Source organism: Paenibacillus sabinae T27, assembly GCF_000612505.1.
Classification (GTDB): domain Bacteria; phylum Bacillota; class Bacilli; order Paenibacillales; family Paenibacillaceae; genus Paenibacillus_AQ; species Paenibacillus_AQ sabinae.
Window position 1 is genome coordinate 4,590,181 of sequence record NZ_CP004078.1, and the last position, 16,857, is coordinate 4,607,037.

The following is a 16,857-nucleotide window of genomic DNA, read 5'->3' on the forward strand; positions in this document are numbered from 1 at the left end:
GCGGGTGAAATCCGGAGACAAAGGCGATCGCTATCGCTCCTACAGTTCCAAACTTCCCCTTCGTTACTCCTTGTTCTGATTACATTTTTCAAGTTCATCTTATATAGCATCGTACTTCACGCCGCCCTATGCCGCATGGCATGCATGCAAGATAACCTAATATCGACTTAAGGATCTAGGAACGTTATACCCCCGTTATTAAAACTGTTTTAAAAAGTATTATGAAAAGAGTGAGGACATGCAGCCTGTTACGCATAATACGAGTGAACTCTCCCCCACTTAGTTTACGCTTGAAGTGGGGGCTTCTGTTGGCATCGATACAGGGTTGCACACGCTGCGAGCTTCATGATCTAAAGACTCAGTGCCTGTTGCACCCGAATGAGGGAAGCCAACGTCCAATACGTTCGTTTTTCCAATGAAGGGTCTTTGGCCTCCAAGGACAACCACGTCTTTTCAGATGTGGATTTTTGTATACTGCGTAGCACGTATCGTGCGCCGATGTTATACGAGGCATTGAGGTCCGCGTGATACGTTTTGCCTGTTGCGAATACAGCAACATCACGCTTTGTGTTGCGTTGTACAAACCCACTACCGTCAAAAGCAAGCGCACTTGTATTTGCAGAGTTGACCATGGAAACCCGCATCCCCAAGAAATGAGCCATTTCGGTCACTTTCGTTTGGATGCGCCGTTTCGCCCAAAACTGGAGTTTGGCACGAAACCGCTTGGCTCCCCATGTTCCTTTAGGCAGACGCATCTTGCCTAAATACTCCATGACAATGACCTCTGCGCGGTGCTTGTGGGCAAAGGCGAGGATTTGATGCGCGGTATCGTGGACGATATGCGTCTGTAAGCCGTTCATCCGCCGCCAGAAATTCGGTTTTGCCCCTCTACCGGATTGTCGCTGGGCTTGTTTCAGTTTGCCTGTGATTTGGCGCATCCGGTCTTTCTCTTTGGCTTGGTTGATAAAGGTCCTCGCCAAGACAGTGCCGCTTGCGTCCATCACGGAACAGACTGCTGAATTCGTTAACCCCAAATCAACGGCACACACCCGCTGCTTGGAAGGTTTCGCCTGAGTCAGCTTCACATCCCCCTCATAGGCGATATGAAGGGCATAGCGTTTTCCTTTCCGAACCAATGTGGGGTTGCATTCTTTCATGCTCCACACGTTACGTTTAAATAGATCCTGCCCTTTAAAGGTAATGGGGAGCCATACCCAATCACCTTGATGAAACACCTTGATGTTGGCTGTCGTATCAGAGGTTCGAATGAACATATTTCCTTTGTACAAGCAAGGGAACGCTTGATGCTGGGCTTGGAGTATCGGAGGTTTCTTCGAAAAGCATTTCCCTTCTTGCTGGGCGTGTTGCCGCTCGGCTTGCCAAAGCTGAAAACGGGAATGATGACTTTTCACAATGCCAAACGCTTCGGCAATAGCACTTCTGCGGAAGTACGAAGGAAATTTATAAAAGCGTTGATCGAATTCGGCGTAGAGTGGATCCGGGTTGTGTCTGGTGCGATGAGTCAGCCGTTCTACCGCCGTCACCACCGCTTGGGTGGATAACGATGCCAAGGACATAAACTGCTCTTGAATGACCGTAATCAAAAACGACAGCGCCTCTTGGTATACATGGAGAGTCGCATCCAGCATGCGGTGGTGAGATATAATCGGATGTTTGAGTGTTTTGACCACCTTCATGAGATACGCCTCCATCGCATGTTTGATGGATCAAGCATAACACGGGAACGTATGTTTGGTAAAGCGGGCGTGTCTAACCCCCACCTTCGCTGTTGGCTAGAGGTGGGGGACTGCGACACTAAGTCTGTTCAAGTCAAAAAAATGAACGTAGAACTGGTGAAAAATGCGTTAAAAGCGCAGGGCATCGGAACCAAAGCTTCGATTGCAAGCCTGACCAGGCTAAGCGTTGCCACATGCGGTACCATATTGAACGAACTTGTCGCTGCCGGCGAAGTGATCGAGACCGATTCGGAAGGACCGAGCGGCGGCAGGCCCGCCAAACAGTATAAGTATAACGCTGAATTTGGCTGCGTCGTATGTTTGCTTGTAAAGACCGATGGCGGCCTCCACTCGATCAGCTACAGTATCGTGAATTTGGTCGGTGAAACCCTCAAAGAGTCCACTCTGCAGCTGCAGCATATCGACGTTGATGTGATTGATAAGCTTATCGGAGAGCTCGTAGGCGAAAACCATAATGTACAGGCAATCGGCATTGGAATACCCGGTGTCGTCCACCAGGGAGTAGTCGGCGTTTGCGATATTCCGGACCTTGCAGGCAAACCGTTAGGACCCTATTTTGAAGAAAAATACGAACTGTCCGTCACCATCGAAAATGATATGAACATGACGGTCTACGGTTTCTACCATTTACAAAACTTCGAAGAAGAAAAGACTTTTGCCGTCGTTTCGTTTCCTAAAACCATTTTCCCGGTGCCGGTTTTATCGTGGACGGGCAAATCTTGTCCGGTAATACGAAATTCGGTGGGGAAGTTTCTTTTTTGCCATTTGGAATTTCACGCGAGGAGCAGCTGCGGCAGTTGAATACTGATGAAGGCTTTGTCCGATTGGCTGTAAATACGCTAACCTCGATCATTGCCATTATCAATCCGATAACTATTGCGATTACAGGCGAACTTCCCCGCGAGACTCAGCTGGATGAACTTTATAAAGGCTGCATGAAAGACATTCCGGAAGAGCATATGCCGCAGGTGTTCATTCAGAACGATACACACCGGGAATATATGAAAGGCATTGTGACGGCGACCTTGGAAAGCTTAACCTACCGGCTGCAAGTCATTGAAAAAAGATAACGAATATCTTGGAAAGGAATATCCTGATGCAAACAAAAACCGAAAAAGAAAAGATGCTAAGCGGTGAGCTTTACCTGGCCGCCGATCCGGAGCTGGTGAAGGATCGTTTGAACGCACGCCGGTTGACACGGCTGTTCAATCAATCGCTTGAAACAGAGGATGAACGAAGAATAGAGCTTCTAAGAGAGCTGTTCGGCTCAACGGGAAAAAACGGCTACATCGAGCCGTCGTTTCGCTGCGATTACGGCTATAACATCCATGTCGGTGAGAACTTCTATGCGAACTTCGATTGCGTGCTTCTAGGGCGTGTGTGAAATTCGTATAGGCGACAACTGCTTCCTTGCTCCCGGCGTTCATATCTATACCGCGACGCATCCTTTAGAGGCTAAGGATAGAATCTCCGGAGCGGAATTCGGCAAGCCGGTCACGATTGGCCACAACGTATGGATTGGCGGGCGGGCGGTTATCAACCCGGGCGTAAAGATAGGCTATAACGCGGTTATTGCTTCAGGAGCGGTTGTTACCAAGGATGTCCCTGATAACGCAGTCGTTGGTGGCAACCCTGCTAAGGTCATCAAGCAAATTGACAATGGCCAGGAAAATGAGGGTTAATTCCAAAGTTATAAATCCGACTAAATACCTCCTTGACCTAGAGTAAACTCTAGCCATTATGATGATTATGCAAAGACATAATCAACCAACAAGGAGAGATGATGCGTGAAATACAAACTGCTAGGCGGTACTGGTCTGATGGTGTCGGAATTCTGTTTGGGTACGATGACGTTCGGCGGCAAAAATGATCCAATGAGCTCGGTAATGGGAGCTCTGGATGATCGAGCGGCAGGTTTGCTTGTGAATGAAGCGCTTGAATCAGGGATTAATTTTTTTGATACCGCTAATGTATACGGCGTTGGAGAGTCGGAAGAGATTCTGGGACGTTCGCTCAAAGGCAAGCGGCATGAAGCGGTGATCGCGACCAAGGTAAGATTCCGGATGGGACCGGGTCCGAACGACGCAGGATTATCGAGAGGCCATATCATCCGGCAGGCGGAAGAAAGCCTGAAGCGTCTTGGTACAGATTATATCGACCTGTATCAGATTCACGGCCCTGACCCGCTTACGGACTGGGAAGAAACGTTGCGTGCGCTGGACGATCTCGTTCGCAGCGGCAAAGTAAGATATATCGGCTGCTCCAACCTGCAGGGCTGGCAGATGGTGAAGGCGAACGGCATTTCCCGGCAGTTGGGCCTTAATGCCTTCCAGACTACTCAATCGTATTATTCGCTCGCTGGACGCGACGTTGAACGGGAGATCCTCCCCGTGCTTCAGGATCAGAAGATGGGCCTCCTCGTGTGGAGTCCGTTGGCCGGCGGATTTCTGTCGGGCAAGTATACCCGGGACAATCAAGGCGGGGCGGATGACCGGCGCAACAAATTCGACTTCCCTCCGGTTGACCGGGAGAAGGGCTATGTCCTGATTGATGTCTTGCAGGAAATCGCAAAGGCGCGGGAAACCTCGGTTGCCCGTATCGCGCTGGCCTGGCTGCTGAATCAACCGGCCGTCACGAGCGTGATTGTCGGCGCCAAGCGGCCCGATCAGCTTCGGGATAATCTTGGAGCTTCCGGTATTGTTTTGAATGAGGAGGAGCTGTCCCGTCTGGATCAAGCCAGCCGCCTGCAGCCGGAGTATCCTCTATGGAACCCTGCCGTTTATATCGAAGACCGTTATATGAATCCGCAATAATGCGCCAGAAAAAAAAGGGATGAGCCGAAGCACTTCGGTTCATCCCTTTTGATTTAAGTTCATCCTGTTTGTCCGGCGCTCTGGACTTTGTCTTTGGCCTCGGAGTACATGCCGATCTTGAAGTCAATCATCCCGATATAGGACATCAGAGTATTGACCTGATCTTGAATGGTCTTCTTCTGCAGCTCAAGCATTTGTATACGCTCTTCAATGGTTGCGTCGCCTTTCACGGTAAGCTCGACAAATTCCTTCAACTGCGAAATGGACATGCCCGTATCACGGAGGCAGCATATGAAGTTCAGCCACTCGATATGTTCATCCTCATAAATGCGGATGCCGCTTTCGTTTCGTTTGATGAACGGCAGAATGCCTTCTTTTTCATAATATCTCAAGGTGTGGATCGACAAATTCGACTTCTCAGCAACTTGACCGATCGTGTATTGCATGTTGAGGCTCATCAACCTGACCTCCTTATTTTAGAGTGAATCGTCCGATTCCGGTTAAGTCACCTCAATTATAGTCCCTAGAGTAAGCTCGAAGTCAAGTGGTGAACGGGGACGCGGCGGGCCAGTCGATAGCCATTGATTAGTCTTCCCTTGCCGGCTTACGCCGAAAAGGCCTTGAACTCTACTCGCGCAGACATTCATGGCCTTTTGTGATCATTGAAATTATGTTGTCATTTGAGCACCTTATTACTCATGCGCCGACTTCGCCTTCACAACAGCGGCATTTTTTTGCTTAAGCGCCAGGAACGAGACGAGAATGCCTAGAAGCGCAGTAACCGCGTCAATAATGAATGCCATGTGAATCGATCCTGTTAAATCCGAAGGCTCCATCGTTTCCAGAGTAGCGTTAGTGCCGAGGCTTGCAGAGATAATGGCCATGATGACAGCCAATCCAATTGCTCCGCCAATTTGCTGCCCGGTAGAGACGATAGCGGATGCGACCCCCTGCTCTTTCATATCAATTCCCGAGCTTGCCGCAATGAACATTGTTGTAAAAATAAAGGCCTGACCGATACCAATAATAACGGTGCCCGGAATAATCCCCCATGCCGATCCGTGCTCGGAGAGCCGGGTAAGCATCATGAACCCGATCGCGCCAAGTCCCATTCCGCTTGCAATGGTACCTGCCACACCTACCTTGGCCAGCATCTTGTTAATCAGCTTCGCGCCTACAAAAGCGCTAATGGTCAGCGGCAGGAAGCTTAATCCGGATTGAATGGCTGAGTAATGCAACACCTCTTGCGTGTAGAGCGTGAGGAAATAGTATAACGTACCGAATGATGCGGAGAACAACGCTGCGGTAATCGCGGCCCCAGTCAAACTCCGAATCCGAAACAGTCTGAAGGGGATCAAAGGATCTTTTGTGCGTTTTTCAATGACCACGAACAGAAGAAGCAGAATAGCGCCAACAATGCCAGGAATAATCGCTGATGGATGAATCCAGCCAACGACCGGGGCTTGAATAAGATAATTTACTATCAAGATCATGCCGGCCGTTACGGAAATCGCGCCTATTGCGTCAAAATGGCGTTTTGCAGATGCCGCCTTGCTCTCCACAAGCGTGATCGGAGCGAGGATAATAACGAAAATAGCAATTGGAACATTGACAAAAAAGGTGGCTTCCCAGCCGATAAAGCTTGTTAACACGCCGCCAAGCAATAACCCAATGGACATGCCCACTCCACCCATTGCCGCCCAAATGCCTAATGCACGGTTGCGTTCTGGGCCTTCTTCAAAGTTGGACATGATCAGTGACAATGTAGCCGGCGACAGCAGCGCTCCGCCAATGCCTTGGAGTCCCCTTGCGATTATGAGGAACAGCTGAGAGTCTGCCAGGCCGCCAAGCAGAGAGCCTAAACCGAAGATCCCCATGGCAATGATGAACATTCGCCGTCTGCCCAGCAAATCAGACAATCTGCCACCGATAAGGAGGAAACCTCCAAAGGCCAGGGAAAACGCGCTGATGACCCACTGCAGCTGGTTCGCGCTAAAGCCTAAGTCTGCTGCAAGTGAAGGCAGAGCTACAAAAATAATTGTGTAATCAAGCGCCAAAATTAATTGGGACAGTGCCAGGATCGTCAAAGCCAATCCTTTGTGTCTAGTCGAATTCATGAAATCCGCTCCTTTTCGTTATCAGACCTTTCAGTCTAATTAATTTAGCGGGAATAGGGTCAACATTGTCGACTCTACCCCCGAATTCCACTCACATAAGAGCCCATCACATTATAGACCATTTGATCTAAAAATTCGAAAATATAATGAAGCGTCTTTTTTACGCTCCATTAATTGTCCAGCTTAGAAAGAGTAACGGCAGCAATATCATCCAAAACTTTAGGATCGGTGGTTAATTTAGCCACTTGGGTCAGCGAATATCTTTCATGGTACAAATACCGTGCAAGAGCAAGCAAATCACGGTTTCCGCTTAGTTCACCTTGATTTCGGGCGCGAACCAGCGCTTCATAAAAGGCTTCTACCAAACGTGTCATATCCCGTTCAAAAAACGCTGCGATTTCCGGATCATGAGGAACCTGATCAATGGCGCTGTGCATAATGAAGCATTCCTTCCGGCGCTCCCCATCTTGCAGAACAGCCACAATTTCATGGAAAATATCAGCAATCGCCTGCTTAACCGAACCTGGACGTTCCAAATATGAAATGACCGCATCCGATTTCTCATTTACATAATGTTTAACAGCCTTGATGAAGAGATCCCGCTTGGTTCCGTAAGTATCGTACAGGCTTTGGCGCGCTATGCCTAACCCATCGAGTAAATTTTGCAGCGAAGTGCCTTCGTAGCCGTAGTGCCCGAATACCTCCATAGCCTTGTGCAGAACAAGCGATGTATCAAATTCTTTACTTCTTGCCATTTTTTACGAGCACTCCTCCCTTGTGACATTCATCTTATCTTTTCCAGATCACTCAGTCAATATTATTTTTAATTCCCGGAAAATTGAACGACTTCGTTCATGCTGCCAACCGATTCGATCGCGACCAGCGGATTCCAGAAATCCCGGTAGCGCGTAATGAGGCCGTCTTTCGTTTCGACCACGCTGATATACGTCTGATTGTAAGGGTTCCCCGTCTCTCTGTGCTTCCCGGCGGATTTGAACTCCGCAATGACAAGCTCGGGGTCGACAGCCGGATGGAACTCCAGCTCTGTAAACTGCACCTCAAAGTGTTTCGGGAAGTTCAGCATATATTCGTACATGTCGGCTTTGCCTTGTTTGAATTCGGGAAATCCTGCCGGTCCATAAGGGAATTCCAGGATACCGTCTTCGTGCCAAAGATTGACCCATGCTTCAATATCTCCACCAGACAGATATTTCAAGTGATTCCGAAATGTCTCTTGTGCCCGCTCGCGAATGGCTCCTGCAGTAAGTTTGTTGTTGTTCATTTTTATTTCCTCCTTTTATTTTGACTATTCAGTCTGTAATGTTTAAAAAAATAATACCTTGCATCTAGAGTTAAAATTTTGTACCCCAATTAGTTGACCACCTCCTTGTGATTCCATCATATCTTTTTTAGACTGTTTAGTCAATAATTTTTTTGCACAATTTTTCGCCCCATGTTTCTGGCTGCTTGATGAGTTTCCTCCCTATAAAAAAAAGCCTCGCTGAAGGCCAAATTGGCTATCAGCGAGGCTATCTTGTCAGGCACTTACAGGGTGCACTTACAGGGTGATGCCTGTCTGCTTCAAAGTGCGCGCGATATCCGCTCTGGCTTCTTCCCCCAGCGTGCGGAAAGGCGCCCGGACCGGTCCTGAAGACAGTCCGATGAGCTCCATCGCGGCTTTGACCATTGCGGGCTGTCCGTATTTGCGGGCCAGATCGCGGATCGGCTGCCAGCGGTAGTACCGCTCAATGGCACGGGCATTTTCGCCTTGCTGGAATTCGTTGTACAGCGCGACGAACTCGGAAGTCATGAAGTTGGCGTTCGTGGATGTGCAGCCGGGCAAGCCGGAGGCAAGTCCACCGAGGATGAGACCGTCCGAGCCGCACATGACCGAGATGTCCTTACCGGCGTAAGCGACGGTCCGCACCAGCGCATGCAGATCGGTAGCGCCCTGCTTGACTCCGGCGACGTTGTCCAGCTTGGCCAGCTTGGCGATCTCCTCCGGTGACAGATGGACGCCGATGCTCGCGCTGTTGTAGATAAGAATCGGCAGCTCGGTCGATTCATTCAGCAGCTCGAAGTGATACAGAATATCCTGCGGACGGACCTCCGATACGTACGGAGGCGTCACCATTACGCCGTCGGCGCCGGCCTGCTTGGCTGCATCCGCAAGCTCGATGGCTTCGCCGGTGCCGCTGGCTGCCGTGCAGCACAGCAGCGGAACCCGGCCGGCAACCGCGTCGGCGGCGGCGGTGAACAGCTGCTTCCGCTCATCGCTTGTCAGACTCGGGTATTCCGCGTATGTACCGCTGACGATAATGCCATGAGCGCCTGAGGCAATGAAGTGATCGATATTCCGCCGCAGCGCGGCCGGATCGAAAGCCAGCGTATCTGTCATCGGAGTGATGGACAGTACGTAAATTCCTTTAAGCTTATCTTTCAAGTCAGTTGTGGACATGTTGTGGACTTCCTCCTTTATTTGCTCCCAAGAATCGATTCCATCGCCGCGATTCCGTTCTCCATCTCCTCACGGGAAACGGCGTAAGACAGGCGGATATGATACGGGCTGCCGAACCCGGTTCCCGGCATCACGGCAACCCCGGCCTTCGTCAGCAGAATATCCGCCAGGTCGTCGGCGGTGGAAATGGTCCGTCCCTCCAGGGTCTGGCCGCGCCAGGCGGAGGCGTCAACCCATACATAGAAGGCGCCGTCCGGCACGCTGCACTCCAGTCCTTTGATCCGGCGAACCCCTTCGACCAGAATGCCGCGGCGCGCCGCGTATTCCTCGCGGATGTCCGCAAGATCTTCCTGCGGGCCGTCAATGGCAGCCAGCGCCGCCTGCTGGGCGATGGATGACGGGTTGCTTGTCGTATGGGACTGCAGGCGAAGCATCGCCTCGGTGACCGCGGCCGGAGCGGCAGAGTAACCGATGCGCCAGCCGGTCATCCCGTACGACTTGGACACCGCGTTGATCACGACGGTCCGCTCCCGCATACCGGGAAACGACGCGATGCTCGTATATCCTTCCAGCTTGAACACAAACGCCGAATACACCTCATCGCTGATGACCCAAAGATCCCGCTGCCTGCAGAACTCGGCCAGCCTGGACAGCTCCTCCGCGCTGTAAACTGCGCCGGAAGGGTTGTTCGGCTGGTTGAGAATCAGCAGACGGGTCGAGTCGTTCACCAGAGGCGCAAGCGTCTCCGGCGTCACTTTATAACCGGAGGAAGCGCTGGTCTGAACGAAGACCGGCTTCGCGCCAGCGAATTTCACCTGCTCGGGGAACGACACCCAATACGGAATTGGAATCATTACTTCGTCTCCCGGCCGGCATAGCGTGCAAATCGCATTGAACAAGGCATGCTTGCCGCCGACGGTGACTACAATGTCTCCGGGGTCGTAGCTAAGCCCCATATCCCGCTTAAGCGCCCGGCAGATCGCTTCGCGCAGAGGCAGGATGCCGCTCGTGTCGGTATATCCTGTGAAATTGTCTTGTATCGCCTGAATCGCGGACGCCTTGGCCCGGTCAGGCGTTGGAAAATCCGGCTGCCCGAGTCCCAAGCGGTACACGGTTCGGCCTTCCCGCTGGTACCTTGCCACTGTGGACTCCAGCAACGCAGTCGGAGAAGGCTGAACACGCTCTACCCAATCCGCCAACTGAACATGTTGGTTCAACAACGTCAATCACCTCTTCTGTTTATCGGTTACGAGCCTGCGACTTCCATCGCAATGGAAGCGTAGACCCGTGCTGCATTATCCAGTTCGGACACGGTTACCCACTCGTCGATTTTGTGAGCCACACTGAAATCGCCCGGCCCGTAGATGACCGACGGAATTCCCCGTTTGACGAAGTGGGTCATGTCGCAATTGGCCGTAAGGCCCGTTAGCTCGGGGCTGCGTCCGTATACGCGTTCGATCGCCGCTGAAGCGAGCCCCACCATCGGATGATCGGGACGGGTCTCCGATGCCACCCCTGTTGTCGGAACGAGCCGGTCGATGTGGACCCGGCCGTCCAGCGCGGGAAGACCGGCGATGATCTGCTCGATCTCCCGCAGCGCGTCTTCTTCCGCCTCGCCGGGAATGAGCCGGCGGTCGATCAGCGCCTCACAGCGGTCCGGAATCATCGATTCCTTGATTCCGCCCTTAATGACCGTGACGGACAGTGTCGACTGCCCCGTCAACGGATGAAGCCGCTTCGTCAGCTCCTCCTCGGCGAAGTCTTCAAGCGCCACAAGCGTCCGCGCCATCAGGGACACGGCGTTGACGCCGAGGTGAGGCGTTGACGAATGGGCCGATACCCCTTCGGCGACGAGCACGGGACGTATGCTGCCCCGGTGCGCGATCGCCAGGCTGCCGTTCGTCGCTTCACCGATCACCGCCAGGTCGCCGTGAAGATCGTCCGGCAGCCTGCGGGCTCCAAGGCTCGCCGCCTCTTCATCCACGACCGCCGCCAGCACGATATCCCCCGGCAGCTGCGCGCCGGAGGCGGCAATCGCTTCGACAGCGGCCATCATGGCGGCCAAAGGCCCCTTCGCATCCATGACGCCCCGGCCGTACACCCGGTCGCCTTTGCGGAGCATGCTGAACGGATCGGAACTCCAGCCGTCGCCGGCAGGAACGACATCCATATGCGTATTCAGAATAACGGTTCGTCCGCCGCCCGTGCCTTTCAGGCGGGCGATCACATTCGGCCGGCCCGGCTCGATCTCCTGAAGCTCGACCTCGCATCCCGCTTCCCGCATGATCTTGGCGACATATTCAGCCGCCTCTCCCTCCGTGCCGCTCGGGTTCACGCTCTGGAAGCGGATCAGGTCGGCCAGAAGTTCCAGGGTCCGTTCGGGGCGGATGACCGGCTCCACTGCGCGCAGGCCTTCGCTCATAGCGATTTCACCATCCCGCCGTCCACGAGCAGCGTCTGGCCCGTGACATAGCTTGCACTGTCCGAGCACAGGAACGCCACCACGCGGGCAAACTCATCTGGCTGCCCGTAGCGCCCGAGCGGAATCTGCTTCTCGCTCTGCGCCTTGATCGCTTCCGGGGTAGCCCCTGCCTTGTCCGCCCGGATGCGGTCCAGGGAGCGGACCCGATCCGTATCGATCCGGCCCGGAGCCACTATATTGACCCGAATGCCGTACGGGGCAAGCTCTTCCGCCAGCGTTTTGCTAAGTCCGGCCACGCCGGTCCGCATCACATTGGAGAGAGTCAGCCCTGGGATCGGCTGCTTGACCGAGGATGAAGCTAGGTTAACGATCGCGCCGCCCTGCGCCTTCAAATGCGGAAGCGCATAGGAGACGAGGCGGACCACGCTCATCACGTTAAGCTCGTACGCATACAGCCAGTCTTCTTCTTTCAGCGACTCGAAGTTCCCGGCGGGAGGACCGCCGGCGTTGGTAACCAGAACGTCCAGTCCGCCAAAAGCGGTGACGGTCTCTTCCACGCAGCGGGACAGGTCGGAAGCGGAGCAGACATCCGCCGCAAGCCCAAGCGCGGGCATTCCCGTTTCGGCGGTGATGTCCGCAGCCACGGCTTTAGCCTCTTCGCCGTTCCGGCTGAACAGCGCCACCTTCGCCCCGCCGCGTGCCAGCTCGAACGCCACGGCGCGGCCAAGGCCTTTGCTTGCCGCCGCTACGAGCGCGGTCTTTCCTGCGAATGATCCGCTCATGCTTGTCCCCCCTTCGCTATCGTCAGCTCACGGGGCAGCTTGGTCAGCACTTCGCAGCCGGTCTCCGTCACCAGAATCGTCTCGCTGAATCCGACGCCGTAGCGGTTCGGAACGCGAAGGGCCGGCGGAATGTGGAAGACCATGCCCGGCAGCAGCACGCGGTCATCGTCCCGCTGAAGGCTCATAATATGGCCTTCTCCCCAGTCCGGTGCAAAAGCAACGCCGATCGAGTAGCCGGTCCGTTTGCGGAACTGCTCATACAGTCCGGCACGCTCGATCGTTCCCCGGCAGGCTTCGTCCACCTCTCCGGCGGTAACGCCCGGACGGATGACTTCGAGCGCGGCGTTCAAGGAAGCGATGCACACCTCGGTCACCCGCTTGATCTCATCGGTTGGCGTGCCGGTATAGGCAGCCCGCATCAGCGCGCCGTGGTACCGGTTGCGGGCCCCTGCCACTTCCAGCAGAAGCGTCTCCCCGTCGCCGATCACCTTATGCCCCCATGCGGCATGCATGTTGCCCGAACGGTAGCCGGAGGAAATAAACGGCTCCATCCCCAAATACTCGCCCCCAGACCTAATCATGGCGGAGAACATGGCCGCGGCAGCCTCGTCTTCATTCACTCCCGCCCGGATCGCGTCAAGCCCTGCCTGCATCGAGCTGTCGGCCACGGCGCAGGCTTCGCGGATGTACGCAATTTCCGCCGGAGATTTGATGACCCGGAACGCTTCAACCGTCCCTTGGGCATCCATGAGCCGGAAATCGCCAAGCATTTTCTCAAACTTCTGGTAGTTCCGGACAGGCAGGAACCAGGAGCCCGTCTCCAGGCCAATCGCACCGGGAGCGATGCCGATCTCTCTGACTGTATCCGCGGTCAATGCAACCGGGTCATTCGTGTCGTCATAGGTTCTGACCTGGCTTTCAGGCAGCCAACTGTAGGTTTGAACATTGGACAGCTCGCCCCGCCGGAGCACAAGCACCGGATCGCCGAAAGCCGGCACGACCAGGCATTGGTACATATAATAGCCCGGGCTCTGATAGCCGGTCAGATAAAAAATATTTTCAGGGGTGTGAATCAGCATGCCGCTGAGCCCCTTGAGTTCAAGCTCGCGTTGTACATTTTGCAGGCGGGAATCAAATTCATCCCTGGAAAATACCAATGATGTGGCGCTCAATATCGTCTACCCCTTTCCCTGAACTCATCGTTGTCAAGCCTGATAGCCGTAAGTATCCATTCTTAAATCTCTTAAATAGGGTGTTAGCTTGGAGCATTCGTCCGCTTCATCCAGATCGATCTCCAGCACCTGCATGTCTTCTTCACTCAGATTGCCGCTGACGATGAGCTCGCCCTTCGGATTCGCCAGCTTGTTGTTGCCGAACAGCCGCAGACTGCCGCCCACGCCGTTGATGCCAGCCACAAAGCAGGTATTTTCAAGCGCCCTTGCCGGATAATAAATATCCCATCTGTGCTTGTCTTCCAGTGAAAAAGCGGACGGCGTGACGATCAGCTTCGCCCCTTGCAGAGCTAGAGTACGCGCGGCCTCCGGGAAACCAGCATCGTAACAAATCAGGACGCCGAGCTTGCCGAAATCAAGTTCATACGGAGAACAAACGTCCCCGGGTTTAAAAAACTTCCTCTCATCCTCCCACAGATGAACCTTGCTGTACGTACCCGCGAGTTCTCCGTTTCGCCTAATAATAACGGCGCCATTGGCGGTCCCGCCCTCGTCCAGCTTTAGGGCCATCCCAAGCACGATGTTAATGTTATGCGTCTGTGCAGCTTCGCGGAATGCCCGAACCGTCGAACCGCCTGTGTCCTCGGCCAGCTCATGATAGCGGTCGCCGATCACGTCGGTATTATATCCAGTGATGCACAGTTCCGGGAACACGATCAGATCGGCCCCCTGCCGCGATGCCTGCTCAACGAACTCCAGGCCTTTGCGGACATTCGCGGCGATGTCCATCAGCGCGCTTTCGAACTGCACCAGCGCCAGTTTAACCGTCGCCAAGCGTTTCCCCTCCTTACGATTCATTCCTGGTTCAATTAAAGGCTGACACTTCAGCCTCATGTTATGTTCAGTACTGTGTAATCTGGTTAAGGAATTGCATAAGACGGGGATGCTTGCCGGCTTGTTCGAGCTGCGAAGAAGGCAGATCTTCAACCACCTGTCCCTGGTCCATAAAAATAATGCGGTCGCCTACCCGGCGCGCGAATTCCATTTCATGCGTAACGATGACGACGGTCATGCCGTCCTTGGCCAAATCCGAGATAACGTCCAGAACCTCGGCCGTCATCTCGGGATCAAGCGCCGAGGTGGGCTCGTCGAACAGCATCAGCTTCGGATTCATGGCAAGCGCCCGCGCAATGGCGATGCGCTGCTGCTGCCCTCCGGACAGCTGCTCGGGATAATGCTCTGCCCGGTCTTTCAAACGTACCCGTTCCAGCAGTTGAATCGCGCGCGAGCGAACTTCCTGCTCTTTTTCGCCGCGCACCACCTTCGGAGCCAGCATAATATTCTGAATCGCGTTCAGATGCTGGAACAGATCAAACGATTGAAAGACCATGCCGATTTCCGCTCTTGCATGCCGCGATCCGTTAACGTCCTGTCCGTTGTACCGAATCTGTCCGCCGTCGATGGGCTCAAGTCCCGCCATGCATCGCAGCAGCGTAGACTTGCCGGAACCGGAAGGTCCGATAATAACCACCCGCTCGCCCTCTTGAATATTGAGTGAGACCTCTTTCAGGATCGGATCGTCATGATATTGCTTGAACACCCGCTCGATTTGCAGCACAGTGTCCGACCTCCTTCCATTATCAGGCTTATAGAATTGACTTTCCGCGCTTCATCAGCGAGAACAATGGGGATTTGCGTTTTCGGGAACGGGTTATATCCATCCGCCGCTCCAGGTAAGATTGGATGAACGTGAACAGCGCCGTAAAGACAAGGTAATAAATGACGGCCGCGATCAGCGTGTCCACATAATCAAAGTTGGCGCTGGCCGTCTGCTGAGCAGTCAGCAGCAGATCGGTGTAGCCAACGACCGAGGCCATCGCCGAGGTCTTCAGCATGCCGATGAACTGGTTGGCGGTCGGCGGCACGATAACCCGAAACGCCTGGGGAAGAACAACGTAGCGCATCCGCTGCCAGCTGTTCATGCCGAGGGCATTGGCGGCGCGATGCTGCCCTTTGCCCACTGACGCCAGGCCGGACCGCACAATTTCCGCCATGTAGGCCGCCTCGTTCAGCGCGAGCGCGACGAACGCTGACTGGAACCCGGTCAGCCTGATTCCGAACTGGGGCAGCGCCGTGTACACAAAGATCAGCTGCACAAGCACCGGAATCCCGCGAAAAATCCAGATATACGAAGCCGCGAATCCCTGCAGCAGTTTCCATTTTGACATTTTGGCAAGTGCAATGATAAATCCAAGCAAGACGGCGACAATCTGCGACACCAGCGTGAGCTTCATTGTATTTATGGCTCCGTCCAGAAAAGCCCGGGAACCGAGATAAGCCCAAACGCCTTCAACAAATTCCATGTTAGAACCTCCTTATTACAGCATCCGCCGGATTCGGACGAGAAAGTGATGCATCTGACGCGAATCCGGCGGCTGTTTATGCAGAGTGCTATTGATTACTTGAAATAACTCATTTCAGCCGGCAGATGGTATTTCTCCATCAATTGCTTGTAGGTACCGTTCTCAACGACTTTCTTAAGCGCGGTCTCGATCGCCGTCTTCGTTTCCGTATCGCCCTTGCGAACGGCAATTCCGATCTTCGTATCCGCGCCGAAGGAGCCCGCGATTTCAAATACGCCCGGTTTCTCCTCTTGCAGATATGCGGCTCCCGGAGAAGAGTGGAGGAATGCGTCGGCACGGCCCTGTTCGGTTGCAAGAACGGCGTCGTTGGCCGTCGGGAGCGCCAAAATTTTAATTTCCGGCTTACCGGCCTGCTTCAGCTTAACGTTATGTTCGCGAACGTTGATTTCCTCGACAGCACCGCGTGTAACGGCGACCGTGAGATTGGACAGATCATCCATGCTTTTGACGCCTTTCGGATTGCCGCTCTTCACAACGATGGAGTCAGCCAGTCCCATGTAAGGAATGAAGTCTACTTGCTCTTCCCGTTCGGGCTTGATATACATGGCGGAATTGATGATGTCGATCCGCTTGCCCTGCAGCGCCGGAATCAGTCCGTCGAAGTTCATCGACTGGATTTTGACCTCTACGCCCATTTCCTTGGCAATCGCTTGTCCCAGTTCAATGTCGAAGCCGGTGAATTCATTGTTCACCATGTACTCGAATGGAGGAAACGTAGCGGCCGTGCCATAGGTCAGGAACCCTTTTTCAACCAAAAAAGATGGAGCTGCGGCTGCGGTTTCCTGCGGCTTGCTGCTTCCGGCCGGGGACGAAGCCTGCCCTCCGTTTGCGCTGTTTGTTCCACATGCGCTCAATACAGCAGCTACCAATACCAACATTGCACAAACCAGCATCTTGGTGTTCTTCATCATCA

The 16,857-nt window shown here is 53.8% G+C and carries 15 protein-coding genes and 2 pseudogenes; 3 read left to right on the plus strand and 14 right to left on the minus strand.

Annotated elements, in window-relative coordinates:
* Positions 1–350: 350 nt before the first annotated feature.
* A complete protein-coding gene (locus PSAB_RS21185) occupies positions 351–1,697 on the minus strand; it encodes an RNA-guided endonuclease TnpB family protein (RefSeq protein WP_025336575.1) in 1,347 nt (448 codons plus the stop codon).
* Between the two features lie 141 nt (positions 1,698–1,838).
* On the opposite strand from PSAB_RS21185, the pseudogene PSAB_RS21190 reads away from it, so the two are divergent.
* The 3 genes and pseudogenes from PSAB_RS21190 (at position 1,839) to PSAB_RS21200 (ending at position 4,570) form a co-directional block, all read left to right on the plus strand.
* Positions 1,839–2,827, plus strand: a pseudogene (locus PSAB_RS21190) (ROK family protein).
* A gap of 26 nt (positions 2,828–2,853) precedes the next feature.
* A pseudogene (locus PSAB_RS21195) lies at positions 2,854–3,439 on the plus strand (maltose acetyltransferase domain-containing protein).
* 105 nt (positions 3,440–3,544) lie between these two features.
* Complete coding sequence (locus tag PSAB_RS21200) at positions 3,545–4,570, plus strand: aldo/keto reductase (RefSeq protein WP_025336576.1); 1,026 nt, start codon at positions 3,545–3,547, stop codon at positions 4,568–4,570.
* A gap of 59 nt (positions 4,571–4,629) precedes the next feature.
* On the opposite strand, the gene PSAB_RS21205 is transcribed toward PSAB_RS21200, so the two are convergent.
* From PSAB_RS21205 to PSAB_RS21265, 13 genes are all read right to left on the minus strand, one after another.
* Positions 4,630–5,028 carry a MerR family transcriptional regulator gene (locus tag PSAB_RS21205; RefSeq protein WP_226991734.1) on the minus strand — a complete coding sequence of 133 codons (399 nt, stop codon included), beginning with the start codon at positions 5,026–5,028 and terminating at the stop codon, positions 4,630–4,632.
* A gap of 234 nt (positions 5,029–5,262) precedes the next feature.
* The gene (locus PSAB_RS21210; RefSeq protein WP_025336578.1) at positions 5,263–6,687 is read right to left on the minus strand and encodes an MFS transporter; all 1,425 of its coding nucleotides are present in this window, start codon (positions 6,685–6,687) and stop codon (positions 5,263–5,265) included.
* Between the two features lie 170 nt (positions 6,688–6,857).
* Positions 6,858–7,442 carry a TetR/AcrR family transcriptional regulator gene (locus PSAB_RS21215; RefSeq protein ID WP_025336579.1) on the minus strand — a complete coding sequence of 195 codons (585 nt, stop codon included), beginning with the start codon at positions 7,440–7,442 and terminating at the stop codon, positions 6,858–6,860.
* Between the two features lie 68 nt (positions 7,443–7,510).
* Positions 7,511–7,969 (minus strand): nuclear transport factor 2 family protein, encoded by a 459-nt coding sequence (locus PSAB_RS21220; RefSeq protein WP_025336580.1) that lies wholly within the window; start codon positions 7,967–7,969, stop codon positions 7,511–7,513.
* A 276-nt stretch (positions 7,970–8,245) separates the two neighbouring features.
* Positions 8,246–9,145 (minus strand): dihydrodipicolinate synthase family protein, encoded by a 900-nt coding sequence (locus PSAB_RS21225; protein ID WP_025336581.1) that lies wholly within the window; start codon positions 9,143–9,145, stop codon positions 8,246–8,248.
* A gap of 17 nt (positions 9,146–9,162) precedes the next feature.
* Entirely contained in the window at positions 9,163–10,365 is a 1,203-nt protein-coding gene (locus PSAB_RS21230) for a pyridoxal phosphate-dependent aminotransferase (protein WP_051529801.1), read from the minus strand.
* Between the two features lie 26 nt (positions 10,366–10,391).
* Positions 10,392–11,567, minus strand: a complete 1,176-nt coding sequence (locus PSAB_RS21235) for a M20 family metallopeptidase (protein ID WP_025336583.1) — start codon at positions 11,565–11,567, stop codon at positions 10,392–10,394.
* Positions 11,564–12,349 carry an SDR family oxidoreductase gene (locus tag PSAB_RS21240; protein WP_025336584.1) on the minus strand — a complete coding sequence of 262 codons (786 nt, stop codon included), beginning with the start codon at positions 12,347–12,349 and terminating at the stop codon, positions 11,564–11,566. Before PSAB_RS21240 ends, PSAB_RS21235 begins: the two co-directional genes overlap by 4 nt.
* The gene (locus PSAB_RS21245) at positions 12,346–13,521 is read right to left on the minus strand and encodes a M24 family metallopeptidase (protein ID WP_025336585.1); all 1,176 of its coding nucleotides are present in this window, start codon (positions 13,519–13,521) and stop codon (positions 12,346–12,348) included. The genes PSAB_RS21240 and PSAB_RS21245 overlap by 4 nt, the downstream gene beginning before the upstream one ends.
* Positions 13,522–13,554: 33 nt before the next feature.
* Entirely contained in the window at positions 13,555–14,355 is an 801-nt protein-coding gene (locus PSAB_RS21250; RefSeq protein WP_025336586.1) for a nitrilase-related carbon-nitrogen hydrolase, read from the minus strand.
* Between the two features lie 67 nt (positions 14,356–14,422).
* Complete coding sequence (locus tag PSAB_RS21255; protein ID WP_025336587.1) at positions 14,423–15,139, minus strand: amino acid ABC transporter ATP-binding protein; 717 nt, start codon at positions 15,137–15,139, stop codon at positions 14,423–14,425.
* Between the two features lie 28 nt (positions 15,140–15,167).
* Positions 15,168–15,884, minus strand: a complete 717-nt coding sequence (locus tag PSAB_RS21260) for an amino acid ABC transporter permease (RefSeq protein WP_025336588.1) — start codon at positions 15,882–15,884, stop codon at positions 15,168–15,170.
* 95 nt (positions 15,885–15,979) lie between these two features.
* Positions 15,980–16,855, minus strand: a complete 876-nt coding sequence (locus PSAB_RS21265; protein ID WP_226991841.1) for an ABC transporter substrate-binding protein — start codon at positions 16,853–16,855, stop codon at positions 15,980–15,982.
* Positions 16,856–16,857 lie beyond the last annotated feature (2 nt).